Origin of the sequence: Sphingopyxis sp. HIX (genome assembly GCF_001468285.1) — a bacterium.
Lineage (GTDB): Bacteria > Pseudomonadota > Alphaproteobacteria > Sphingomonadales > Sphingomonadaceae > Sphingopyxis.
Genome location: NZ_LNSB01000024.1, coordinates 54,069 through 77,755 on the forward strand (window position 1 = coordinate 54,069; position 23,687 = coordinate 77,755).

Genomic DNA, 23,687 nt, shown 5'->3' on the forward strand with positions numbered 1-23,687 from the left:
CTTCGTTTTGTCCGTTCCGAATCCTTCGGGTGATTTTCCAAGAACGCCTCCTCGTTCCTGAACCCTGATCCGGGTTCCGGTCCTTGGCAGGAGGCCCCATTGTCCGATCGTCACACGCCCGTCGTCGCCCGCTATCTCCGGACGCCGGAAGCGGCTGTCCACTTGAGCCTGTCGGCGGCGACGCTCGAGAAGCATCGCTGCTACGGGACGGGGCCACGCTATCACAAGCTCGGCGGCCGCGTCGTTTATGCGATCGCCGACCTCGACGCCTGGGCGGCGATCGGACGCAAGACATCGACCTCGGATCCCGGCGTCGGCCACATTTCGCCGCTGCGCCCGGTGCGCCGCTGATGCGCCGGCGAATGGCATCGGCTTTGCCGTCGCTCATGCCGGCGGCGGCGTCTCCGCCTGCCGGCGTTCGGCTCCCCGCAAGCGGCCTGACCGACGTCGAGATGACCTGGATCGAGGGCCGGCTCGAACAGCAGCTCCGCTTCGGGCGGGTCGCCGCCGAGCGGTCCGGCGGACCGCACAAGCGCATCGCGTCCTTCCGTCCGGGTGCGACCTTCGGGCTGATCGGTTGCACAGTGAACGATCTCGGATCTCTGTTCTGGAGCCTAGCCATCGTCAGGGCGGTCGCACCCGGTGCGCCCTATGCGACCCATCCCGCTGTTCACCCGGGAGGCGACATTCTCCTCGAGCTTTCCGATCTCGAACCCATCCGCGCAGTGTGCCGCGAGATCGACATGATCGAGGTCACGGGCGTCGATGCGTGCGACGTGTCTCCCGATCACTGGCGCCATATCGGGCGGCGGCTCGCAGAGACGCTGCCGTTCCGCTCCTACTCAGCCGAACGCCATGCCGCGTGGCTCCGCCGCGGCGAGGCCCGTCCATGAACCGGCGGTGGCTCCGCACGACCGCCGCCTGCGGCGCGCTCTTTTGCGGGCTGTTCGGCGCGGCCGCGATCCTCGCGCCGCAGCCGCGGCTCATCTGGAACGCGAGCGCGAGCGTGCCGGTCGGGCTTTACGCCATCGACGTCGGCGCAAAGCCTGCGCGCGGCGACCTTGTCGCCATTGCGCCGCCCGCGCCGCTCTCCGCCTGGCTTTCGGAGCGCGGCTATCTGCCGCGCGGCGTGCCGCTCCTGAAGCGGGTCGCAGCAACGAGCGGCGCGCTCGTGTGCCGCAGCGGCGTCTTCGTCACGATCGACGGCGCGCCTGCGGCGCGCACGCGATCGGCGGACCGCATGGGACGAACACTGCCGCTCTGGCTCGGCTGCCGCCGGCTGGAGCGCGGCGAGCTATTCGTCCTCGGCCTGTCTCCCGACAGCCTCGACGGCCGATATTTCGGGCCGCTTCCGGCATCCGCCGTCATCGGCACCGCGCATCCCATTCTCACCCGCGACGCCTCCGGCGCGCCGCTTCGCTGGCGCCGGAACGGCGCGCGGCATTTCACCAACTAGCCGGACGAGGAACAGACATCATGATGATCGGAAGCTTTCAGACCGCAGGCGAGGGCTATGCGGGATCGATCCGGACCCTCCTGCTCGACGCGATGATCGCGATCGTTCCGGCTGCGCCGTCCGACGCCGAAAACGCGCCGGGCTGGCGGGTGCTGCTGGTCGAGGCCGACGATGGCGTCGAGATCGGAGCGGGCTGGGACCGCACCGGCGAACGCGCCGGTTCCTTTATCGCGCTGCAGATCGACGACCCGGCCTTGCCGTCGCCGCTGCGCGCCAACCTCATTCGCTCCACGCGACACGAGGACGAATATCATCTGCTCTGGTCGCGCCCGGCACCGCAGGCGAAAGGCTGAGTGATGCGGCCTTTGGCTCGCTCGGCGCGCTTCCGCGCGATGCGCATCGCCGGTGCCGCTTTGCTGGCGCTCGCGGCGCTGCCTGCCGTTCCGGCGGCAGCGCGCGAGCGGCCTGTCGCTGCGCCTGCCGCTCATCCTTATGCGCCCCATGTCAGCGAGGCTTCGCAGCGGTTCGCCATACCCGAGGCATGGATATGGCGCGTCATGCATGTCGAAAGCCGGGGTCGATCGCGCGCCGTGTCGCACGCGGGGGCAATGGGGTTGATGCAGATCATGCCGGGGACTTGGGCCATGCTGACTGCAAGATACGGGCTGGGGTCAGACCCCTTCGACGCGCGCGCGAACATCCATGCCGGTGCTGCCTATCTGCGCATGATGTGGGACCGATATGGCGACGTCTCGCTCATGCTCGCCGCCTATAATGCGGGACCGGGCCGCGCCGACGCCTATGCGGTGGGTCGGCGCCGACTTCCCGCAGAGACCATCGCCTATGTTGCCGCGATTGCACCGGCGATCGGCGCATCGGGCATCGCTTCGCTCGCCCCCGCGCCGACACCGACGGCACCGTCCTGGCGCAGCGCTTCGCTGTTCGCCGAACGCCCCGGCGACGATGCGGCCGCGCTGCCCGGTGCAGCTCCGCTGCAATCCGGGCGCAGCGCCGATGCAGCGGAACGTGCGCCACCTCGCGCGCCTGCGGCGCTCTTCGTTCCGCTTTCCGGCCGCGACCAATGATCTGTCGCGCCTCGGTTTCGATGCCTTGCCCGGACCTGTTGGCTCGGGTGTTCTGGCTCGTCTGGAAGGGGAAGGGGGCAGGGCAAGATAAAAGACCGGCCAGCTCGCTGGCGGTATGTGGTTGGTTTGTCTCAGCTTTTGCGTATGGCACGCGGCCCGCCGTGCCATATAGCGGGCAGTTTACGCCTTTCCTTTCAACGGCTTGCCGTCTGGCACCCCGCCGATGAGCGACGACGACCAAGATTTCCGGGTCAGGCCGGGACGGGGGAGAGACGCGGGGGCGGGTTCCGCCGGTCGCGGCAAGCGGCTTGCGGCGGAGGTGCGGCGTGCGGCCGCGCGTTCGGGCGCGACGCGGCTCCGGCGCGCGGGGCCTTCGCGCGGCGGGACCGGACGTCATGGGCGCGGCCGCCGGGCGCTCGCGGTCATCCGGCGCGGTCCCGCGATGCGCCGTGTCACCGTGATGGCGCGGATCGTCCGGCATCGCGGCGCAGGGTTTCGTGCCGCCCCGCTCGGACGCCACATAGCCTATCTCGAACGCGACGGCGTGACCCGCGATGGACGCGACGCCTCGATGTTCGATGCCGCCGGCGATGAGGCCGATCGCGGCGGCTTCGCTGAGCGCTGCGGCGGCGATCGTCACCACTTCCGCTTCATCGTCAGCCCCGAGGACGCGGCCGAGCTTGGCGACCTGCGCGGCTACACGCGCGACCTGATGAGCCAGCTCGAGGTCGATCTCGAGACGCGCCTCGACTGGGTCGCGGTCGATCATTGGAATACCGACAATCCGCACATCCATGTCCTTGTGCGCGGGGCCACGGCCGATGGCACTGATCTCGTTGTCGACCGGGGCTATATGGCCGAGGGCGTCCGCGGCCGTGCGTCGGAGATCGCGACCCTGGAGCTTGGCCCGAGGAGCGAGCTTCAGGTCGATGCTGCGCTGCGCCGCGAAGTCGAGGCCGAACGCTGGACCAGTCTCGATGCCGAGCTTGCGCGGCGATCGCGCGAGAATGAAATCGTCGATCTTCGCCCGGTCGCCGGGGGCGAGGCCAGGACGGACCGGCATCTGCTGGGGCGTGCCGCGAAGCTCGAGGCGCTGGGGCTCGCCTCGCGTGTCGGACCCGCCCAATATCTTCTCGATCCGGGGGCCGAGGAAAGGCTTCGCACCATCGGGGAGCGCGGCGACATCATCAAGACCATGCACCGCGAAATGGCCGCGCGCGGGATCGCATTCGATGCTTCGGCTCTGGCGATCGGAGAGCAGGGCGAGGGTCCTATAATCGGCCGTCTGGTGGCGCGGGGGCTCGACGACGAGCTCGCGGGTTCTGCCTATGCGATCGTCGACGGGATCGATGGCCGAACCCATCATATCCGCTTTCCCGATCTTGAACGGACCGGCGACGCAAAGCCCGGCGCGATTGTCGAGCTGAGGCACTGGGACGGACGCGATGGCGCCCGCCATATCTCGCTGGCGGTTCGCTCGGATCTGCCGCTGGGCGAACAGGTCGAGGCCCCCGGCGCGACTTGGCTCGATCGGCAGCTTGCCGCGCCCGACCGGTCAATGCGCTCCCAAGGGTTCGGCCGCGAGGTCCGGGATGCGATGAAGGCGCGCACCGCCTTTCTCGAGCGCGAGGAGTTGTTGCCGCGCGACATGGGGCGCCAGTCATCCTGGGAACGGATCGAGATGCTCCGCCGGCGCGAGATGGACGCAGCGGTGGACGCGATCGCGGCGCGAACCGGACTCGAGCATCGGCCGTCGGCGCCGGGCGAGCATGTGAGCGGCATCTACCGCGAGCGCGTGCAGCTCGCCTCGGGACGCTTCGCGATGATCGACGACGGGCTCGGCTTCCAGCTCGTGCCCTGGAGGCCAGCACTTGAGCCGCATCTCGGCAAGCATATCAGCGGAACGGCAACAGCGACTGGCGGCATCGACTGGTCGCTCGGCCGCGGCCGCGGGATCGGCATCTGACCGGACAGGAGAAAACCCATGAACGACCGAATCCTTTGGGGACAAATCACGGTCATCTTTCTGATCGTCCTCGGCGCGGTTTGGACCGCGACGCAGTGGACGGCATGGGAACTTGGCTATCAGGCAGCGCTCGGCGATCCCTGGTTCCGCATATCGGGCTATCCAATCTATCCTCCGCCGGCCTTCTTCTGGTGGTGGTTCGCCTTCGATGCCTATGCGCCGCCGGTTTTCTATCGTGGCGCCGCGATCGCCGCCTCGGGCGGCTTCCTGTCGATCATCGTCGCGATCTTCATGTCGATCTGGCGCGCCCGTGAGCGGCGCCGCGCCGAGACCTATGGCTCGGCGCGCTGGGCTAGCGAACGCGAGGTTCGCTCCGCTGGCATGCTCGGCGAGGACGGGGTGATCATCGGGCGGCTCGGGAAACGCTATCTGCGACACAATGGCGCCGAGCACCTGCTCTGTTTCGCGCCGACGCGGTCGGGGAAGGGCGTCGGCCTCGTCATCCCCACCTTGCTGACATGGCCCGGCAGCTGCATCGTTCATGACATCAAGGGCGAGAATTGGGAGCTTACCGCGGGCTTCCGCGCGAGGCACGGCCGCGTGCTGCTCTTCGATCCGACCAACAAGGCGTCGGCCGCCTATAATCCGCTCTTCGAGGTCCGCCGCGGCGAGTGGGAGGTGCGCGACGTGCAGAATGTCGCCGACGTTCTCGTCGATCCCGAGGGCAGCCTCGAGAAGAGAAACCATTGGGAGAAGACGAGCCACGCGCTCCTCGTCGGCGCGATCCTTCACGTCCTTTATGCGGAGGAGGACAAGACGCTCGCTGGGGTTGCCGCTTTCCTTTCAGACCCGCGCCGCCCGATCGAGACGACGCTCCGGCGCATGAAGACGACGAAGCACCTCGGCACATCGGTTCACCCGGTGGTGGCGGCAGCGGCGCAGGAACTGCTCAACAAGAGCGAGAATGAGCGATCGGGCGTGCTCTCGACCGCCATGTCCTTTCTCGGCCTCTACCGCGATCCGGTCATCGCGGCCGTCACCGGATCGTCCGAATGGAGGATCGCCGACCTCATGGAGGATGATGTCCCGGTCTCGCTCTATCTCGTCGTACCGCCGGGAGACATCAGTCGGACCAAGCCGCTGATCCGCCTGATCCTCAACCAGATCGGGCGGCGCCTCACCGAGGAACTCAATCCCGCTGCGCGGCCGCGTCGGCTATTGTTGATGCTCGATGAGTTCCCGGCGCTCGGGCGGCTCGATTTCTTCGAAAGCGCGCTGGCCTTCATGGCGGGGTACGGGATCAAGGCTTTCCTGATTGCCCAGTCGCTCAACCAGATCGAGAAGGCCTATGGCCAGAACAATGCGATCCTCGACAATTGCCATGTGCGCGTCAGTTTCGCGACGAACGATGAGCGCACCGCCAAGCGCATATCGGACGCCCTCGGGACGGCCACCGAACAAAGGGCGATGAAGAATTATGCGGGCCACCGGCTCTCGCCTTGGCTCGGTCACCTGATGATATCGCGTACCGAGACGGCCCGCGCCTTACTCACACCCGGCGAGGTGATGCAGCTTCCGCCCGACGACGAGATCGTGATGGTCGCGGGTCTTGCGCCGATCCGGGCGCGGAAGGCGAGATATTTTCTTGACGCCCGGTTCAGTGCGCGGATCATTGCGCCACCCGATCGGAAGGCCGGACCAATGAAGCTTCATGACTGGGCGCGGAGGGAAGGAGCTGAGCCTGCGCCCGTTCGCCTCGCATTGCCCGCGCCTGAAGCCAAGGAACAGAACGACAGCGCGAGCGACACTGCGAATAGCGGGATCCGGCAGGAACCAGAGCTTCCGGCACATGAAGACGTCGCGCCGCCAAGCCGTCCGGTGCAGGGCGAGTTCGACTATGCCGACGACGACGCACAGGGCGACGCAGCCCGCGCCCGCGCGGCTGCCGATCGCCGCCTGTCGCGCGCGGCGCGAAATGCCTCGCTCGATCCCGGTGACGGGATCGACCTGTGAGCCGCGCCCATATCAAACAGACGTTTCGCCTCGACGCTGGCCTCGTGCGAAGTTTGGAAGATCGAGCGCGCCAACGCGGCACTACCAAGACCGAGGTCGTGGAAGCAGCGCTTACGGCCTTGTTGCTGCCCCAAGATCAGGACCGTGCTGAGGCCTTGCTGATCCGGCGCCTGGACCGCCTGGTCCGGCTCTTCGAACGGCTCGAATGGCATACCGACCTCACCAACGAGACGCTGGCGCTCTTCGTGCGGCACTGGTTGACCAGCACGACGCCGCTTCCTGACAACGCGCTCGCTGCGGCGCAGGCAACCGGCAAGCGGCGGTGGGAGGGATTTGTCGATGCGCTCGCAAAGCGGATGGACGGCGGCGCGAAACTGGGGGCCGAACTGCGCCGCGGAGACGCTCAGTCGGATCCAGCGAGGAAGTAGGCGCGGAGGCGATGGGACACTTCCGGGTTGAGCTCGATGAAGACGCGGCGACCATCGTAGAGGTCAGGTTTTCGCTCGGTAAGGTTCGCGTCGCAGAGCTTCTGGCAGAGGCGAATAGCGCTGCTCATGGGGATGCTGGGCGTAACGCATAGCGAGGTCACCGAGATGGGCTTTCGTTCGCATTCGTGGATGAAGAGGTCGACCAACATCTCCCACGCGGGATCCCCGAAGAGTTCGGGCGCGCCGAGCAGTTGCTGGCGGAGGAGCCGTCTCCGCATCATTGCGCGGGCATTGGCGAGCGCCAGGTCCTCGCCGTCCGAAGTCTGCTGGCTGCTAGGGCTCCGGAGCGTAAATGGCGCCGCCGCCTCCCGATTGGCTGTCGGATCGCGATTGATGAGGTGATGTGCGCATGCAGTGGTCACGATGATATGGTCGAGCACCTCGATCCCGAGCGAACGGCCTATCTGGTCGAGGCGCCTGGTCACTTCGATATCTTCCGCGCTTGGGCTCGGGTCGCCGCTGGGATGATTGTGCACGAGGATGATCGCGGCGGCGTTCACTTCGAGCGCACGGCGAAAGATCGTTCTCGGGTAGAGGCTGATCTGGGAAATTGTGCCGCGCTGCATCTCTTCGTCGGCGATCAGGCGTTGCGAAGAATCCAGAAACAGGATGCGGAAGCGCTCGTCGGCAAGGCTGCCCATCGACAGTATCAGATACTGCCTGACTTCGGCCGCGAAAGGGTCGATGCGAATCCCGCGGATGTCGGAACTCGCCGCTGCAATTGCGGCGTCGCGAGCGTGAAGGATGAGGGACGCCACGGGAGAATTGCTGCCGACGATCCTTGCTATTGCCTCGGGCTCTTGGGCCCACAGGCGGCCGAGCGACTGGAATTCGTCTAGGAGAGCGTTGGCGACTGCTGCGCCGCGTCCCGGGGCTGCGATTTCCACGAGATGTGCCAAGATGGATCGCTGCCGAACTGCTTCAGGCGACGCTGGTGATGCCAGGTTGCAAGGATCAGCAGGGGCGGCACCAGCCAGGACGATGCGACTTGCATCGTGAGATACACGACAGGACTGATGGAGAGGTCCACGGCTCGGCTCAAGTGGGCGAGCAGGGGCAAAGCATGAAGTATCGCCGCGGGAATGGTCCAGAAGCGGTACGCGACCATCGCCAGGGCGAGCGTCGCCAGAGCTCCAAATGCGTCTTGCGCGAGATAACCAATGTCGAGCGCATGATATGAGACCAAGCCAGAAGCGACCAACAAGCGATCCCAGACCACAATGGTAACTGCGATCGCGACCATCGCCCGCTCGGGCCCGCCACCCTTCCACGCCGCATAGACGAGAGCGATCAGCAATATCGTGGCGAAAATGGCTATGCGCATTCTCGTGACTTTTCATGCGGATCGCTCTCGGTCAATTCGCTTCATGCAGCCGACGAAAGCGGAACGACCTCCGTGTCGGCAACGGACGGGCATTCGCGCAGATCGTACCCGGCCGTTTCCTTGCCAATCTCGGCCAGCTCGTTGTGCGCACGAAGAATACTGCCGCTGACCTTGACGAGCGACATCTGCGCCTCGACCAAGCGCATGATTGTTCCCTGGCCGGTCTTCGCCGGTGCGCCGATCGCGCGCCGGGCCATCACGACGCTGGTGGTGAGCGAAGCCACGGCAATCAGCGCGTCGTCGATACTTCCTTCGGCGTTCGGAACGTCGCGATGCAGCCGGGCCGCCATTGCGGCAATATTCTGAGACATAGGTTCTCCTTCGCCGAAGCCGCAAAGCCTCAGCCAATTGGACCGATTTGAAGAGAGGTCAGTTCTGGATCAGCTGGTTCAGCGCTTGAGCAACGCCGAGACCACCCAGGACAATCCAGACCGCAGCGGCAAGTCCGGCGAGATAAATCCAAAGCCGGTTTGCCGAATTATGGTTGCGCTTGAAAAGACCTCTGAACGGCGGGCGAATTCCCGATGACCCGCCCCGCAACGCCGAACTGTCGTGCAGTTCCATGAGGTTGGGCGAGCCGCCGTCCGGAAACTCGGATCGCACCAAGGCCGGCGTCGCCGGAACCTCCACCGTGTCGTATGTCACTCGGTCGTATTTCTCCTTCATCTGCCGATAGATGAAGGCGGACTCGTTCCGGTCCTGCGCGCCTAGCGTGTCGCGCGCCAGATTCAGGCGCTGATCGACGGTGTGCTTCGAAATATCCAGAAGCCGGGCGATCTCTTTCGAGGTCTTGTGCTCAATGAGCAGGTCCAGGCACGCGCGCTGCTTCTCGGTCAGGCGGTTCCATCGATCTTCATCGTCAGGTGGGTGCGACCCCGAATCATCCATGGTCCCACTCTTGTCACAAAGCCGCCGAGCGCAAGCATCATCGGGGTGAGTCGCGGTAAGATGGCTTCGGACCGGGCCGTCTGCATAGGCAATGGCTAGTCATTCTTTCCGACCGTTTGATGCCCGAAAATCCTTGTTGAAGCTGGCACTTTTCTGCGTCTCTTACTCGTCCCCGTCGAGCCGGGCGCCGTTGCCCGGACCAGCGAACGGGGTTTACAATGGGCGCAGTACCAACCGGCAACGAGCCGCAGGCGCGTGGCGCGCGCATGCTCCGGACCGCGCTTGGCGGCGCCATCGCCGAATGGCTGGCCGACCCCTCGGTCATCGAGATCATGCTCAATCCCGATGGCCGGCTTTGGGTGGACCGGCTGGGCATCGGCATCGCCGATAGCGGCGTCCTTCTCGCCGCCCCCGATGGCGAACGCATCATTCGCCTCGTCGCGCATCATGTCGGCGCTGCAGTCCACGCCGGCTCGCCGCGCGTTTCTGCAGAACTCCCGGAGACCGGCGAGCGATTCGAAGGGTTGCTGCCGCCGGTGGTCGCAGCGCCGACCTTCGCCATCCGTAAGCCCGCCGTCGCGGTGTTCACCCTCCACGATTATGCCGCCGCCGGTATCATGTCGGACCTCTCGGCCGAGATCCTCCGCTGTGCAGTAACCGAGCGAAAGAACATCTTGGTGGCCGGCGGCACCGGTACCGGAAAAACCACGCTTACCAATGCATTGCTCGCGGAGGTTGCGATGACGTCGGATCGTATCGTTCTGATCGAAGATACACGCGAGCTTCAATGCGCCGCGCCCAATCTCGTCGCGATGCGAACGAAGGACGGCGTGGCGACGCTTGCAGACCTCGTTCGCTCTTCGCTCCGTCTGCGGCCTGATCGCATCCCGATCGGCGAAGTCCGGGGAGCGGAGGCGCTCGAGCTTCTGAAGGCTTGGGGCACCGGTCACCCCGGCGGCATCGGCACGATCCATGCGGGGACCGCTCTCGGCGCGCTGCGCCGAATGGAGCAGCTGATCCAGGAAGCCGTGGTGACGGTCCCGCGTGCGCTGCTCGCCGAGACGATCGACCTAGTCGCCGTGCTGGTACGCGACGGCGCCGGGCGACGCCTCTCCGAACTCGCCCGTATCGATGGTCTCGACCCTGCGACCGGCCAGTTCTGCATTGCCCCGCTCATCAACCCCGAAGGAGATATATGATGATCCATGCCTGCCGGCATGGCGCGCGCCGCGCCATGCTCTGTTCGACCGCGCTCATCGTCGCGCTCGCTGTCGCCGCACCGGCCCGCGCTGGCGGCTCGTCGATGCCGTGGGAGGCGCCGCTGCAATCGATCCTCGAGAGCATCGAGGGCCCCGTCGCTAAGATCGTCGCGGTGATCATCATCATCGTGACGGGTCTTAGCCTCGCCTTCGGTGACACGTCGGGTGGCTTCCGCCGACTGGTCCAGATCGTGTTCGGCCTGTCGATCGCCTTCGCGGCGTCAAGCTTTTTCCTCTCCTTCTTCTCCTTCGGCGGCGGAGCGCTGGTCTGATGGAATCGCAGGGCGAGGTCTCAGGCTTCTTCGCGCCGGTCCACCGGGCGCTCGCCGAGCCGATCCTGCTCGGCGGCGCGCCGCGGTCGCTCGCGATCGTCAACGGCACGCTCGCCGGGGCGATCGGCCTCGGTCTTCGGCTCTGGATCGCGGGCCTCGCCATCTGGGCGATCGGCCACGCGCTCTCGGTCTGGGCGGCGCGCCGCGATCCCCAATTCGTCGACGTCGCCCGGCGTCACCTCAAATATCCTGTCTGGATGCGGCCATGATGAACTTCGCCGAATATCGTTCGAAATCCGCCTGCCTTGCCGATTTTCTCCCGTGGGTCGCGCTGGTGGGCGAGGGCGTGGTGCTGAACAAGGACGGATCGCTGCAGCGCACTGCGCGCTTCCGCGGCCCCGATCTCGACAGTGCCACGCCCGCCGAACTCGTCGCCGTGACCTCGCGGCTCAACAATGCGCTGCGGCGGCTGGGTTCCGGCTGGGCGGTGTTCGTCGAGGCGCAGCGACTGCCGGCGAGCGACTATCCGCAGTCGGAGTTTCCCGATCCGGCCTCGGCGCTGGTCGATATGGAGCGCCGCGAGCAGTTCCGGGAGGAAGGGGCGCATTTCGAGAGCCGCTATTACCTGACCCTCCTGTGGATGCCGCCCGCCGAGGATGCCTCGCGCGCGGAAGGGTGGCTCTATGAGGGGATGGCGCGCTCGGGCGTCGACCCGCGCGAGCATATCGCAAGCTTTACCGACCGGACGAACCGCGTTCTCCATCTTGTCGAGGGTTTCATGCCCGAGGCCGAGTGGCTGGAGGACGGCGAGACGCTGACCTATCTGCACTCTACCGTCTCGACCAAGCGCCAGCGCGTTCGCGTGCCCGAGACCCCGGTCTATCTCGACGCGCTGCTGACCGATCAGCCGCTCGTCGGCGGGCTTGAGCCTCGGCTTGGCTCGTCGCATCTGCGGACGCTGACGATTACGGGGTTTCCGTCGTCGACCTGGCCGGGGCTGCTCGACGAACTCAACCGGCTCGCCTTCGCCTATCGCTGGTCGACGCGCGCCATCATGCTCGACAAAACCGATGCGACCAAGCTGCTGACCAAAATCCGGCGGCAATGGTTCGCCAAGCGCAAGTCGATCGCGGCCATCCTGAAGGAGGTGATGACCAACGAGCAGTCGGTGCTCATGGACAGCGACGCCTCGAACAAGGCGGCCGACGCCGACGTGGCGCTACAGGAACTCGGCGCCGATCATGCCGGCGTCGCATATGTGACCGCCACCGTGACTGTCTGGGACGCCGATCCGGCGCTCGCGGCCGAGAAGCTCCGGCTCGTCGAGAAGGTCATCCAGGGCCGCGACTTCACCTGCACGATCGAGGGCATGAACGCGATCGAGGCGTGGCTCGGGGGTCTCCCGGGGCATGTCTATGCCAATGTTCGCCAGCCTCCCATTTCGACGCTCAATCTCGCCCACATGATCCCCCTATCCGCCGTGTGGGCGGGGGCGGAACGGGACGAGCATTTCGGTCAGTCCCCCTTGCTGTATGGCAAGACCGAAGGTTCGACCCCGTTCCGCCTTTCCCTTCATGTCGGCGATGTCGGCCATTGCCTCGTCGTCGGCCCGACGGGCGCCGGCAAGTCGGTGCTGCTTGCCACCATGGCGATGCAGTTCCGCCGCTATGCAGGGGCGCAAATCTTCGCTTTCGATTTCGGCGGTTCGATCCGCGCCGCAGCGCTCGCGATGGGCGGCGACTGGCAGGATCTCGGCGGCGCCTTGCACGACGGCGAAGGCGGCGTGGCGTTGCAGCCGCTCGCCCGCATCGACGAGGCCGCTGAGCGCAGTTGGGCAGCCGAATGGCTCGCCGCGATGCTCGCCGGCGAAGGCGTCGAGATTGACCCGGCCGCCAAGGAGCATCTCTGGTCGGCGCTGACCTCGCTCGCGACCGCGCCAGTATCCGAACGGACGCTGACGGGCCTCGCGGTGCTGCTCCAGTCGATCGAGCTCAAGCAAGCGCTGGCTCCCTATCTGGTCGGGGGTCCCTGGGGCCGGCTACTCGATGCCGACGAGGAGAAGCTCGGCGAGGCGCTGGTGCAGGTGTTCGAGACCGAAGGCCTCGTCGGCGCAGCATCGGCGGGTGCGGTGCTGTCCTATCTCTTCCACCGCATCGCCGGGCGGCTCGACGGGTCGCCGACGCTTATCATCATCGATGAGGGGTGGCTCGTTCTCGACAGTCCGGCCTTTGCCGCGCAGCTCCGCGAATGGCTCAAGACGCTGCGCAAGAAGAACGCGAGCGTGGTGTTTGCGACCCAAAGTCTCGCCGATATCGAAACCTCGAGCATCGCACCCGCGATCATCGAGAGCTGCCCGACGCGCATCTTCCTGCCGAACGAGCGCGCGCTCGAGCCGCAGATCGCTCGCATCTACGAGCGGTTCGGGCTCAACGACCGGCAGGTCGAGATATTGAGCCGGGCAACGCCCAAGCGCGACTATTATTGCCAGTCGCGCCGCGGCAACCGCCTGTTCGACCTAGGCCTCGGCGACATCGCACTCGCCTTCACGGCCGCCTCCTCGAAGACCGACCAGACGCGCATTGGCGAGCTTTTCGCCGCGCACGGCCGCGAGGGTTTCGCGGCCGCCTGGCTCTCCCACCGCAAGCTCGAATGGGCGACCGAGCTGCTGCCTCCCGCAGTCGCCCCCAACCAGGAGTCCCCCCAATGAAGATGAATTTTGCTCGCGTCCTTGCCGCCGCCTTGCTGGCATCCGCCGCGGGTCCGATGGTCGCGGCGCTGGCGATCGCGCAGGTCGGCGGCATCGTCCACGATCCGCGCAACTATTCGCAGAATATCCTGACCGCCGCGCGCACGCTCGAGCAGATCAACAACCAGATCAAACAGCTCCAGAACCAGGCGACCTCGCTGCTCAACGAGGCGCGCAATCTCCAGAGCCTGCCGACATCGACGCTCGGCGAACTGCAGGCGCAGATCGACCAGACCAAGCAGCTGCTGAGCGAAGCCGAAGGCATTGCCTATGATGTCGCCGACATCCGCAAGGGCTTCGAGCAGCGCTACAAGGGCACGGCTTTCTCGGGTCCGGCGTCGGCGCTGGTCGCCAACGCCGAGGCGCGCTGGAAGGACAGCGTCGGCGCGTTCGAGGATGCGATGAAGGTGCAGGCCGGCATCGTCTCGAACATGGGCGGCACCCGCACCTCGATCTCGACCATCGTGGGCGCCAGCCAGGGCGCGACCGGTGCGCTGCAGGCCGCCCAGGCGGGCAACCAGCTGCTCGCCATCCAGTCGCAGCAGATCGCCGACCTCGCCGCCGTCGTGACGGCACAGGGCCGCGCCGAGATGCTCGGTGCCGCGCGCGCAGCGGCGGCCGAGGCCGAAGGCCGCGAACGCTTCCGCCGCTTCCGCAAGGGCAATTGAGATGGGCCGGGCGGGCGGGCTGGTGATAGCGGCAATCGTCCTGGGTCTTGCGCTGACCCTTGCCCTCATCGCTGCGCTCGATCCGCCCGCGCCCCGTGCGTCCGCTCCCCAAATCTCCGGAGCGGACGCACCCCCCGATTATGGCGACACGCTGCGCCGCTGCCGAACCGCCACCGAAGCTGACCCCGAATGCGAGGCGGCGTGGGAAGCGAAACGGCGTCACTTCTTCCGTTCTGGAAAGCCCGAGCAATGAACGACACCGGCGTTATCGACAATTTCCTGTCGGTCTTCTCGACATACATCGACAGCGGCTTCGGGCTGCTCGGCGGCGAGGTCGGGTTCCTCTCCTCGACGCTGATCGTGATCGACGTGACGATCGCCGCGCTCTTCTGGGCATGGGGCACCGACGAGGATGTGCTGCAGCGGCTCATCAAGAAGACGCTTTATATCGGTGTCTTCGCCTTCATCATCGGCAATTTTCAGGCGCTTTCGGTCATCCTGCTCGAAAGCTTTGCCGGCCTCGGCCTGAAGGCGAGCGGCGGCGCGATGGCGATCGGCGACTTCATGCGCCCCGGAATGATCGCCGCGACCGGCCTCGATGCCGCCGAGCCCCTGCTCGATGCGACCGCCGATCTCGTCGGCCCGGTCGGGCTCTTCACCAACTTCGTCCAGATCCTGATCCTGCTGATCGCCTGGGTGATCGTCGTGCTCGCCTTCTTCATCCTCGCGGTGCAGGTCTTCGTCACTATTCTGGAATTCAAATTGGTGACGCTCGCAGGTTTCGTCCTGCTGCCCTTCGCCTTCTTCAATCGCACCGCCTTCATGGCCGAGCGTGTGCTCGGCCATGTCATCTCCTCAGGCATCAAACTGCTCGTGCTCGCGGTGATCACCGGGATCGGCGTCACCCTGTTCGAGCGCTTCATTGAAGCGGGCCTCGGCACCGAGCCGGACATCCGCGAAGTGATGGCGATCGCGCTCGGCGCGCTCACTTTGCTCGGTCTCGGCATCTTCGGTCCGAGCGTCGCCAACGGCATCGTTGCCGGGGGGCCGCAGCTCGGCGCCGGCGCCGCTGCCGGAACGACCTTGGCCGCCGGCGCGACCATCGCAGCCGGAGCCGCCGGGGCGACTCTCGCAACCGGCGCCGCCGCATCGATGGCCGGGAAGGGAGCGGCGGGAGCCTCGCGGGCTGCCGGATCGGCCTCGGCTTCCTATGCCCGCGGCGCTGCAGGCAAGTCCGGGATGCGGGCCTTCGGCTCGGGCATGGCCAATGTCGCGCGCGACGCGGCGAGCAGTGCCGGCTCGCCGCTGCGGCAGGCAGCGGCCAAGCTTCGCCATAATTTCGCCGAGGGGCAGGCCGGCAAGGCCGCGCCTACCGCAGCCGGGGCGGAGCCCTCCGGCCAGCCGGCCTGGGCCGCCGCCATGAAGCGGCGCCAGGCAATCTCCTCCGGCGCCACCATCGGCGCGCAAACCCTGAAACAAGGCGACAGCCATGGCGCAGGTTCATCCCCCGACATCAGCCAGAAGGATTGAGACCATGTTCCGACGACCCCACCAACATTATGGCAAGTCGCCCGAGCCGGTGACGCCCTATCAGCGCGCCGCGCAGATCTGGGACGATCGCATCGGCTCGGCGCGGATCCAGGCGAAGAACTGGCGGCTCGCCTTCTTCGGCTGCCTCGCGCTTTCGGGCGGGCTCGCCTCGGCGCTCGTCTGGCAGTCGCTGCGCGGCACGATCACGCCCTGGGTGGTCGAGGTCGACACGCTCGGCGAGGCGAGGGCGGTCGCGCCTGCCGATGCCGACTATGCGCCGACCGACCCGCAGGTCGCCTTCCACCTCGCGCGCTTCATCGAGCATATCCGCTCGATCCCCGCAGATCCCGTGGTCCTACGCGCGAACTGGCTCAGCGCCTATGATTTCGCGGCCACATCGGGCGCGCAGGCGCTCAACGATTATGCGCGCAACAACGATCCGTTCGCCGAGGTCGGCAAGCGCCAGGTCGCGGTCGATGTGTCGAGCGTGATCCGGGCGTCTAAGGACAGCTTCCGCATCGCCTGGACCGAGCGTCGCTACCAGGACGGCGGGCTCATCGAAACCTCGCGCTGGTCGGCAATCGTGACCGTCACGATCTTGCCGCCGCGCACCCCCGATGCCCTCAGAAAAAATCCTTTGGGCGTCTTCGTGACCGCGATCAATCTTTCCAAGGAGCTCAATCAATGATGAGGATTTCACTGCTTGCGGGCGCAGCCTTGCTGGCGACGCCGCTCCACGCAGCACCCGGCGATCCGCGCGCGCAGGTCGGCCGCGCCAACGATGCGGCGCGCGTCCAGCCCGAGCGCGCGACCTTTATCAACGCGATCCAGCAATATGCGTGGGCCGAGGGCGCGCTGTTTCAGGTCTATACGGCACCGGGACAAGTCACCGACATCGCCCTGCAGGAAGGCGAGGAACTGGTGGGCCCGGGGCCGGTCGCCGCCGGCGATACGGTGCGCTGGATCATCGGTGATACGTTGAGCGGTGAAGGCGGCGCGCGGCGCGTGCATATCCTCGTGAAGCCCACGCGGCCCGACATCATGACGAACCTCGTTATCAACACGAGCCGCAGAACCTATCACATGGAGCTACGCGCGACGCCGGCGACCTATATGGCCGCTGTCTCGTGGCGGTATCCGCAGGACGAGCTTATCGCGCTCCGCGCCGCCGAGGCCGAACGCGTCCGGGCCGCGCCGATTGCCGGGGGGATCGACCTGCCGTCGCTCAACTTCGCGTACCGGATCAGCGGCGACAAGGTCGCGTGGCGGCCGGTGCGGGCGTTCGACGACGGCCGCCAGTTGTTCGTCGAGTTCGGCCCGTCGATCGCCACCGGCGAAATGCCGCCGCTATTTGCCGTCGGCGAGAAGGGTGCGGCCGAGCTTCTGAACTACCGTGTCGACGGCCGCTTCATGATAGTCGACCGGTTGTTCGATCGCGGCGAGCTTCGCCTGGGTACCGGAAAGGCGGCGAGGAAGGTCCGGATCGCTCGCGACGCGCCGACCGCGCGGGTGCGCCCGTGAGCCGGCTCGCAGACGCCGAAGGGGAGGCGCCGGCCGCCGAACCCATGCCGGACGCGGCGGTAGTTGCGCCTGCAAGCCCTGACGGCTTTCGTCTTGAGGGCGAACTGCCGCGCGTCATGCGCCTGTCGCGCAAGACGCTTGCGGTGCTCGGTGGCACCGCCGGGATCGCAATTGGGGGCGCACTTCTCTGGGCGCTGCGCTCGGCCGATCCAAAGGTCGCGCAGGAGCTTTACGAGGTCGCCTCGCCCAACCGGTCCGAAGCCGTGACCGGGGCGCCCGCCGACTATGGCGCTGTCCCCAAGCTCGGACCGCCGCTGCCAGGGGACCTCGGGCGGCCGATCGTGGCGGCGCAAAGGGCGGGCGAGCCTGTCCCCGTCCCCGCGATGGGGCCGCCCCCGCCCGATCCGCGCCAAACCGCGCGGGACCAGGCGAAGCAGCGCGCTCTGCAGGAACGCGAGGCCGCCGAGGGAAGCCGCCTGTTTCTGGGCGGCGGCAGCGCGGCGGCCGCCGCGCACGGAATTCTCGATGCCCCGCCGGCAGCCTTAGAACCGGCCAAGGAGGCAGGTACGCCCGCAGCAGTGCGCAAAGCCTTTCTCGCCGGCGGGCCGCAGCCCGCGTTCGAAAGCTCCGAGCGGATCGTCGCGCCGAGTTCGGCGGCCGTGGTTCAGGCTGGCACCGTTATCCCGGCTGCTCTGATCACGGGAATCCGGTCCGACCTTCCCGGCCAGATCACCGCGCAGGTCACGCAGAATGTCTATGACAGTCCGACCGGTCGGCTGCTGCTCATTCCGCAAGGTGCGCGGCTCGTCGGAGAGTATGACAGCGAGGTCGCCGCGGGTCAGCGCCGTGTGCTTCTGGCCTGGGATCGCCTTATACTCCCGGGCGGGCGATCAATTCGTCTTGATCGCCAGCTCGGCGCAGATGTCTCGGGCTATGTCGGTCTTGAAGATGGCGTGAACAACCATTGGGGGCGGATGTTGCGCGCGGCGTTGGTCTCGGCGTTTCTCGGCGTCGGGACCGAACTCGCCGTCGGTGGGGACGGTGACCTCGTCCGGGCGCTTCGGTCGGGCCTTCAGGATAGCACGAACGAGGCTGGGCGGCGGGTGGTCGAACGCGAGCTCTCCGTGCCACCAACGCTCACAGTCCGGCCCGGCTTTGCGTTTCGCGTCATGGTGACCCGCGACCTCATTATTGATAGCTCGGCTTCGGCAGGTGCGCGGTGAGCAAGCTCAGACTGGGAGCGGTGCTGGACGAAAAACCAGTCAAGCTCAGTATCGAACTCCCGGGTGCCTTGCACGCCAGGCTGGTCGAATATGCGAAAGTTCATGCGCGTGAGACGGGGCTCAGCGAGCCGATTTTGCCCGAGCGCCTCATTGCTCCGATGCTCGATCATTTCATCAGCACCGATCGGGCGTTCGCTCGCCTTCGGTCGAAATAGGCCTCCGAGCGCCAAAGCCGAGTCACAGCAAATGTCCAAGGACGGCCCAAACGACTATACACGCACGATCCGGCGCCATCAGCTAAGAGAGATGGTACCGCTTGCCGACAGCACCATCTTCGAGATGGAGCGTCGGGGAGAATTCCCTCGTCGCTACGCATTGTCTCCAAGGACGGTAGTCTGGAACCTGGCGGAGGTTGAGGCTTGGTTGGCGGATCGCCGGGCACGGCCTATCGGTCGCGCCCAGCAAGTGGATGTCCGCGACCGGCGCAATCGGCCGGTCAAAGGCTAGGGTCGAGGTCGAGGAGTGGCGGTGCTGGGGGGAGCAGTGTGGGTGCATAGCGCTGACCTGCGATCCACGCATCGACGGTATTTGACCATTCCTGCATCATGTGGCGCCTCTGCTGCTCATATTCGGCTTTGTTGTACACGCCCCTCGACGAGCGGCCGTCTTCATGCGCAAGACATTTTTCGACCCAGTCACTGTTGAACCCCATCTCGTTCAGAAGCGTCGAACCCGTTCGGCGAAGGTCGTGCACGGTGAATGGTTCAAGCGGCAGGCCGTCTTTCCGCGCCTGTTCGACCACGGCGTAAGTCACCCGGTTCAGAGTTGCACGGGACATCGGCGCATCCGCGTCGTAGCGGGATGGCAGCAAATATTTCGAATTGCCCGCACAGGTCTTCAGCGCGATCAGGATGTCGAGCATCTGCGTCGACAGATAGACATTGTGCGGCCGCGATCTTTTCATTCTTTCCTTCGGAATGGACCAGACGGCATTTTCGAAGTCGACCTCGTTCCAGACCGCATCCTGGAATTCACTCTTCCGCACCATCGAAAGTAGGATGAATCGCATCCCCAAGCGTATTGTCGGGATGGTTGCCACCTGCTCGAGGGCCTTGAACAGCACCCTGATTTCCGAAGGAGATAGCGAGCGATCTTTCGGGACAAAAGTCGCGATTGATGCCGGACCCACTTCGTCAGCGGGATTCTCCGCCTTTTCGCCGTGCAGCTTTGCAAAGGCGTAAATCTGTTTGAGGATATCGCGGACATGAATGGCGGTTGCCGGCGCGCCGCGATCTACGATCTTGAGGCAATGTTCGCGTAGATCGCCCGGGGTGATCTCGGTCAATAGGCGACTCTTCCATACCGGAAGTAACTCACGCTCGAATATCGAGCGCCTCATTGCTCGTGTGCTGTCGGCCATAGGAGCACACTGAAGCCACTTCTCTCCGAACTGGCCAAAGCTCTTGGCTTCCTTGATCCGCCTCTTCTCGCGCTGCTTCTCGATGGCCGGCGACTGCCCCTCGGCGATCATTCGTTTTGCGTCGATGCACTTTTCGCGAGCGCGCGCTAGCGAAAGGTCCGAAGGCGCGTACTTGCCAAGTGTCACGGTCTCCCGGCGACCATGCAAACGGTAGTCCACGCGGAAGGAAATGGTGCCGCCGGGACTGACCAGCACATACATGCCGTCACGGTCCGTGACCTTATATGGTTTTGCTTTTGGTTTCAGGTGCTTGAGTTCTGTATCGGTAAGCATGAGGGGGACTCCGACGGAAAAATACCGTCAGCCTAAAAGCGCAGTTCTCCCGCCCGAAAAAGCACTGCTTTTCCGACTGTTAGAGCGAAAAAAATACCGTCTAGGACTGATGTGTCCCTGACGGTATCGACGATTTCTGGAAGAAACAAGGGTAGGCAAGGCCGTCAGCCCGTCCGCTCGCAATGAAGGCTGCCCACCGATTGTCGCCGAATGTTATCGACAACAAAATTATTTTTTTCAATTAGTTGGACGTCATCCCTGCGAGAGGTATTCGGGCATTTGCGTGCCCCGAATCATTCCCACTCGATGGTGCCCGGCGGCTTCGACGTATAGTCGTAGACCACGCGGTTGATGCCCTGCACCTCGTTGATGATGCGCGTCGCGCAGCGGCTCAGGAATTGCGCTTCAAAGGGGTAGATGTCGGCGGTCATGCCGTCGGTCGAGGTCACGGCGCGGAGTGCGCAGACATGGTCGTAGGTGCGGTAATCGCCCATCACGCCGACGGTGCGGACGGGGAGCAGCACGGCGAAGGCCTGCCAGATCTCGTCATAGAGGCCCGCATTGCGGATCTCTTCCAGATACACCGCGTCGGCCTTGCGGAGGATGTCGCAGCGTTCCTTCGACACTTCGCCGGGGATGCGGATCGCGAGGCCGGGGCCGGGGAAGGGGTGGCGGCCGACGAACACCTCGGGCAGGCCGAGTTCCTTGCCGAGCAGGCGGACCTCGTCCTTGAACAGCTCGCGCAAGGGTTCGACGAGCTTCATGTTCATGCGTTCGGGCAGGCCGCCGACATTGTGGTGGCTCTTGATCGTCACGCTCGGGCCGCCGGTGAAGCTGACGCTCTCGATCACATCGGGATAGAGCGTGCCCTGCGCGAGGAAGTCGGCGCCGCCGATCTTCTTCGCTTCCTCCTCGAAGACGTTGATGAATTCGCCGCCGATGAACTTGCGCTTCGCCTCGGGGTCGGTGACCCCGGCGAGGCCCGCCATGAAGCGCTCCTCGGCGTCCACCACCACGAGCGGGATGTTATAATGGTCGCGGAACAGGCGTTCGACCTGTTCGCGCTCGTTGAGGCGGAGGAGGCCGTGATCGACGAAGACGCAGGTCAGCTGCTCGCCGATCGCCTCGTGGATCAGCACCGCGGCGACCGCGCTGTCGACGCCGCCCGACAGGCCGCACAGCACGCGCTGGTCGCCGACCTGCGCCCGGATCTCGGCGATCTTGGTGGCGCGGAATTCGGCCATCGTCCAGTCGCCGGCGAGCCCGCAGATCTTGTGGACGAAGTTCGACAGCAGTTTTGCGCCGTCGGGGGTGTGCACCACCTCTGGGTGGAACATCGTCGTGTAGTAACGCTTCGCCTCGTTGACGCAGATCGCGAAGGGCGCGTTGGGCGAGGTGCCGACGATCTCGAACCCCTCGGGCGCCTCGGTGACGCGGTCGCCGTGGCTCATCCACACCGGATATTTGTTGCCGACCTCCCAGAAACCCTCGAACAGCGGGCTGGGCTTCAGGATCTCGACGTCGGCGCGGCCGAATTCGGCGGCGTGGCCGCCCTCGACGGTGCCGCCGAGCTGGACGGCCAAGGTCTGCTGGCCATAGCAGATGGCGAGGATCGGGAGGCCGCTGTCGAGGATCACCTGCGGCGCGCGCGGGCTGCCCGCGTCGGTGACCGAGGCGGGGCCGCCCGACAGGATGACGCCCTGCGGCTTCATCCGCGCGAAGCCCTCCGCTGCGCTGTTGAAGGGGACGATTTCGCTATACACCCCGGCCTCGCGGACGCGGCGGGCGATGAGCTGCGTGACCTGCGACCCGAAGTCGACGATCAGGATGGATTCGGTCGGTTGGATGGACATGGCGCCACCTAAGGAGGCACCCCGCCGCTGTCCAGCCCTAAGCCACCGTGCGATACGGCTGGCAGCGGTCGACGAAGGCCGCGAGTTCGGCGACCGAGCGGCGCGCATCGGGGTCGTCGTGGCGTTCGAGCACATGCATGCGCCCGGGCCAGGCGCGCAGCTCGACCGGCACGCCCGCCGCGACGGCGCGGCGCGCGAGCGCCTCGGCATCGGCGAACATCGGGTCGCGGGCGTTGGCGTGGATCGCGATCGGCGGCAGGCCGCGCATCGTGCCGAGCATCGGATTGACCGAAGGATCGCGCGGGCTGGCCGAACCGAGATAGAGGCGCGCGCATTGCCGCGCCACCGGGTGGATGTCGCCGCGCCCCGGATCGACGTCGATCCACGGCGACAACAAGGCGAGGCCCGCGGGCTGCTTGCCGCGCGCCACCAGCCGCTGCGCCGCGGCGAGCGCGAGGCCGCAGCCCGTCGATTCGGCGACGAGCACGATATTCTGTGCCGCATGGCCGCGCGCGATCAGCAGTTCGGCGGCGGTCTCGACGTCGTCGACCGCGGCGGGGCAGGGGAATTCGGGGGCGAGGCGATAGTCGCAGATCGCCACCTTCGCGCCCGCCTCGCGCGCGATGCGGGCGATCATCGCGGTGAAATGCGGGCTGCGCGGGACGACGAACGAGCCGCCGGGGACGTAGAGCAGCACCATGTCGCGGCGGAAGCCGGGGCCGTCGATCCACGACATGGCGGGGCCCTTCGCGACCGGGCGCTCGACCGACAGGCCGGCGATCGCGACGTTCATCAGCGCGATATGCTTGGCATCGACGGCGACGAAGCGGTCGCGCAGATCGCGGTAGCGGTCGCGCCGTTCGGCGGGGTCGGCGATCGCCGCGGCGCGCGTCAATTCGTTCGCGACCAGCCAGCCGCCAAGCCGCCAGGGAAGCGCGACGCCGAGGTCGAGAAGGGCGCGGCGGACGAGCGATGTCGCGCGCGGCATCGCCGTCACCTCCACCCCCGGCAGGTCGAGCGCGAGCCCCGCCATCGCCTGTTCCCCTTGGCGCCGAAATCGGCTATCTTCCAAGGGTTCTAGGGGGCTTGGCGATGCGCATCAAGGGGACCGACCGCAAGGCCGTCGAGGCGCTGGTCGACACGTCGGAGGCGCTGCGCGACTATGTCCGCCTCTATCCCGAGGCGAAGCGCCGCGCGGTCGAGATCGTGACCGGGGTCGCGGGCGATTATGCCGACATGGGCATGGAATTGGTCATCGAGATCGCCGAGGATGCCGCGGCGCGGATCGAGCGGCTGGGCAAGCGCTTCGACCTGACCGCGTCCGAGGCTTTGCTCGCGCTGCATATCGCCGATGGCGGCAGCACCGCCGATTATGCGGCATCGCGCGGGATCACGCGCAACACCGTACGCAACCAGTTGCAGGCGGTGTTCGACAAGACCGGGGCGCGGCGCCAGACCGAGCTGGTGCGGCTGCTGGCGGACTTTTGATGGCGGGGTGAGCGCTAGGGACGGGCGGGAGCTATTGTTCTTAATCCTCCCTGTCGCGCAGCGATGGGGAGGGGGACCATGCGAAGCATGGTGG

The 23,687-nt window shown here is 66.2% G+C and carries 28 protein-coding genes; 21 read left to right on the top strand and 7 right to left on the bottom strand.

Annotated features, from left to right (window positions below; all coding sequences use genetic code 11):
- The first annotated feature begins 99 nt into the window (after window positions 1-99).
- The 8 genes from ATE62_RS12795 to ATE62_RS12830 all read left to right on the top strand — a co-directional run bounded on the left by ATE62_RS12795 (window position 100) and on the right by ATE62_RS12830 (window position 6,948).
- A complete protein-coding gene (locus tag ATE62_RS12795) occupies window positions 100-351 on the top strand; it encodes a helix-turn-helix transcriptional regulator (protein ID WP_058807790.1) in 252 nt (83 codons plus the stop codon).
- An 11-nt stretch (window positions 352-362) separates the two neighbouring features.
- A complete protein-coding gene (locus ATE62_RS12800; RefSeq protein ID WP_228765919.1) occupies window positions 363-893 on the top strand; it encodes a DUF2840 domain-containing protein in 531 nt (176 codons plus the stop codon).
- On the top strand, window positions 890-1,456 hold the full coding sequence (locus ATE62_RS12805; protein ID WP_058807792.1) for a S26 family signal peptidase: 567 nt from the start codon (window positions 890-892) through the stop codon (window positions 1,454-1,456). Before ATE62_RS12800 ends, ATE62_RS12805 begins: the two co-directional genes overlap by 4 nt.
- A gap of 20 nt (window positions 1,457-1,476) precedes the next feature.
- Window positions 1,477-1,809 carry a DUF736 domain-containing protein gene (locus ATE62_RS12810; RefSeq protein WP_058807793.1) on the top strand — a complete coding sequence of 111 codons (333 nt, stop codon included), beginning with the start codon at window positions 1,477-1,479 and terminating at the stop codon, window positions 1,807-1,809.
- Window positions 1,810-1,848: 39 nt separating this feature from the next.
- The gene (locus ATE62_RS12815; protein ID WP_082662797.1) at window positions 1,849-2,541 is read left to right on the top strand and encodes a lytic transglycosylase domain-containing protein; all 693 of its coding nucleotides are present in this window, start codon (window positions 1,849-1,851) and stop codon (window positions 2,539-2,541) included.
- Window positions 2,542-2,764: 223 nt separating this feature from the next.
- On the top strand, window positions 2,765-4,507 hold the full coding sequence (locus ATE62_RS12820) for a relaxase/mobilization nuclease domain-containing protein (RefSeq protein WP_058807794.1): 1,743 nt from the start codon (window positions 2,765-2,767) through the stop codon (window positions 4,505-4,507).
- A gap of 18 nt (window positions 4,508-4,525) precedes the next feature.
- Window positions 4,526-6,520 (top strand): conjugal transfer protein TraG, encoded by a 1,995-nt coding sequence (locus tag ATE62_RS12825; protein ID WP_058807795.1) that lies wholly within the window; start codon window positions 4,526-4,528, stop codon window positions 6,518-6,520.
- Window positions 6,517-6,948 carry a hypothetical protein gene (locus tag ATE62_RS12830; protein WP_058807796.1) on the top strand — a complete coding sequence of 144 codons (432 nt, stop codon included), beginning with the start codon at window positions 6,517-6,519 and terminating at the stop codon, window positions 6,946-6,948. The genes ATE62_RS12825 and ATE62_RS12830 overlap by 4 nt, the downstream gene beginning before the upstream one ends.
- On the opposite strand, the gene ATE62_RS23645 is transcribed toward ATE62_RS12830, so the two are convergent.
- The 4 genes from ATE62_RS23645 to ATE62_RS12850 form a co-directional block, all read right to left on the bottom strand.
- Window positions 6,924-7,766 (bottom strand): JAB domain-containing protein, encoded by an 843-nt coding sequence (locus tag ATE62_RS23645; RefSeq protein WP_197411647.1) that lies wholly within the window; start codon window positions 7,764-7,766, stop codon window positions 6,924-6,926. The two genes, ATE62_RS12830 and ATE62_RS23645, sit on opposite strands and share 25 nt — an antisense overlap.
- A 77-nt stretch (window positions 7,767-7,843) precedes the next feature.
- A complete protein-coding gene (locus tag ATE62_RS23650; RefSeq protein ID WP_058807797.1) occupies window positions 7,844-8,332 on the bottom strand; it encodes a hypothetical protein in 489 nt (162 codons plus the stop codon).
- A 41-nt stretch (window positions 8,333-8,373) separates the two neighbouring features.
- On the bottom strand, window positions 8,374-8,703 hold the full coding sequence (locus ATE62_RS12845; protein WP_058807798.1) for a hypothetical protein: 330 nt from the start codon (window positions 8,701-8,703) through the stop codon (window positions 8,374-8,376).
- A gap of 58 nt (window positions 8,704-8,761) precedes the next feature.
- Window positions 8,762-9,280 (bottom strand): helix-turn-helix transcriptional regulator, encoded by a 519-nt coding sequence (locus tag ATE62_RS12850; RefSeq protein WP_058807799.1) that lies wholly within the window; start codon window positions 9,278-9,280, stop codon window positions 8,762-8,764.
- Between the two features lie 218 nt (window positions 9,281-9,498).
- Between ATE62_RS12850 and trbB the strand changes: the two genes are divergently transcribed.
- From trbB to ATE62_RS22940, 12 genes are read left to right on the top strand one after another with little or no spacing between them, the layout of a single operon-like run.
- Window positions 9,499-10,479, top strand: coding sequence for a P-type conjugative transfer ATPase TrbB (gene trbB / locus ATE62_RS12855; protein ID WP_058807800.1), 981 nt, complete (start codon window positions 9,499-9,501; stop codon window positions 10,477-10,479).
- Window positions 10,479-10,811, top strand: coding sequence for a TrbC/VirB2 family protein (locus ATE62_RS12860; protein ID WP_058807818.1), 333 nt, complete (start codon window positions 10,479-10,481; stop codon window positions 10,809-10,811). The genes trbB and ATE62_RS12860 overlap by 1 nt, the downstream gene beginning before the upstream one ends.
- Complete coding sequence (locus tag ATE62_RS12865; RefSeq protein ID WP_058807801.1) at window positions 10,811-11,080, top strand: VirB3 family type IV secretion system protein; 270 nt, start codon at window positions 10,811-10,813, stop codon at window positions 11,078-11,080. Before ATE62_RS12860 ends, ATE62_RS12865 begins: the two co-directional genes overlap by 1 nt.
- Window positions 11,077-13,518, top strand: a complete 2,442-nt coding sequence (trbE, locus tag ATE62_RS12870; protein ID WP_058807802.1) for a conjugal transfer protein TrbE — start codon at window positions 11,077-11,079, stop codon at window positions 13,516-13,518. The genes ATE62_RS12865 and trbE overlap by 4 nt, the downstream gene beginning before the upstream one ends.
- On the top strand, window positions 13,515-14,225 hold the full coding sequence (gene trbJ, locus ATE62_RS12875; RefSeq protein WP_058818526.1) for a P-type conjugative transfer protein TrbJ: 711 nt from the start codon (window positions 13,515-13,517) through the stop codon (window positions 14,223-14,225). The genes trbE and trbJ overlap by 4 nt, the downstream gene beginning before the upstream one ends.
- Window position 14,226: 1 nt before the next feature.
- A complete protein-coding gene (gene trbK-alt, locus ATE62_RS24120) occupies window positions 14,227-14,478 on the top strand; it encodes a putative entry exclusion protein TrbK-alt (protein WP_058818527.1) in 252 nt (83 codons plus the stop codon).
- Window positions 14,475-15,755, top strand: a complete 1,281-nt coding sequence (trbL, locus tag ATE62_RS12885; protein ID WP_058807803.1) for a P-type conjugative transfer protein TrbL — start codon at window positions 14,475-14,477, stop codon at window positions 15,753-15,755. Before trbK-alt ends, trbL begins: the two co-directional genes overlap by 4 nt.
- A 4-nt stretch (window positions 15,756-15,759) precedes the next feature.
- Entirely contained in the window at window positions 15,760-16,443 is a 684-nt protein-coding gene (gene trbF, locus ATE62_RS12890) for a conjugal transfer protein TrbF (RefSeq protein WP_058807804.1), read from the top strand.
- Window positions 16,443-17,276, top strand: coding sequence for a P-type conjugative transfer protein TrbG (gene trbG, locus ATE62_RS12895; RefSeq protein ID WP_443028864.1), 834 nt, complete (start codon window positions 16,443-16,445; stop codon window positions 17,274-17,276). The genes trbF and trbG overlap by 1 nt, the downstream gene beginning before the upstream one ends.
- 44 nt (window positions 17,277-17,320) lie before the next feature.
- Window positions 17,321-18,499 carry a TrbI/VirB10 family protein gene (locus ATE62_RS12900; protein ID WP_058807819.1) on the top strand — a complete coding sequence of 393 codons (1,179 nt, stop codon included), beginning with the start codon at window positions 17,321-17,323 and terminating at the stop codon, window positions 18,497-18,499.
- Window positions 18,496-18,714 (top strand): DUF2274 domain-containing protein, encoded by a 219-nt coding sequence (locus tag ATE62_RS12905; protein ID WP_058807805.1) that lies wholly within the window; start codon window positions 18,496-18,498, stop codon window positions 18,712-18,714. Before ATE62_RS12900 ends, ATE62_RS12905 begins: the two co-directional genes overlap by 4 nt.
- Window positions 18,715-18,745: 31 nt before the next feature.
- Entirely contained in the window at window positions 18,746-19,006 is a 261-nt protein-coding gene (locus tag ATE62_RS22940) for a helix-turn-helix transcriptional regulator (protein ID WP_082662796.1), read from the top strand.
- Here ATE62_RS22940 and ATE62_RS12910 read toward each other — a convergent pair.
- From ATE62_RS12910 to ATE62_RS12920, 3 genes are all read right to left on the bottom strand, one after another.
- Window positions 18,996-20,252 carry a tyrosine-type recombinase/integrase gene (locus tag ATE62_RS12910; protein WP_058807806.1) on the bottom strand — a complete coding sequence of 419 codons (1,257 nt, stop codon included), beginning with the start codon at window positions 20,250-20,252 and terminating at the stop codon, window positions 18,996-18,998. The two genes, ATE62_RS22940 and ATE62_RS12910, sit on opposite strands and share 11 nt — an antisense overlap.
- Window positions 20,253-20,545: 293 nt before the next feature.
- Window positions 20,546-22,105, bottom strand: a complete 1,560-nt coding sequence (gene guaA / locus ATE62_RS12915) for a glutamine-hydrolyzing GMP synthase (RefSeq protein WP_058807807.1) — start codon at window positions 22,103-22,105, stop codon at window positions 20,546-20,548.
- A gap of 37 nt (window positions 22,106-22,142) precedes the next feature.
- A complete protein-coding gene (locus ATE62_RS12920; protein ID WP_058807808.1) occupies window positions 22,143-23,138 on the bottom strand; it encodes an alpha/beta hydrolase fold domain-containing protein in 996 nt (331 codons plus the stop codon).
- Window positions 23,139-23,197: 59 nt separating this feature from the next.
- On the opposite strand from ATE62_RS12920, the gene ATE62_RS12925 reads away from it, so the two are divergent.
- A complete protein-coding gene (locus ATE62_RS12925) occupies window positions 23,198-23,593 on the top strand; it encodes a helix-turn-helix transcriptional regulator (protein WP_058807809.1) in 396 nt (131 codons plus the stop codon).
- The last annotated feature ends 94 nt before the right edge of the window (window positions 23,594-23,687 follow it).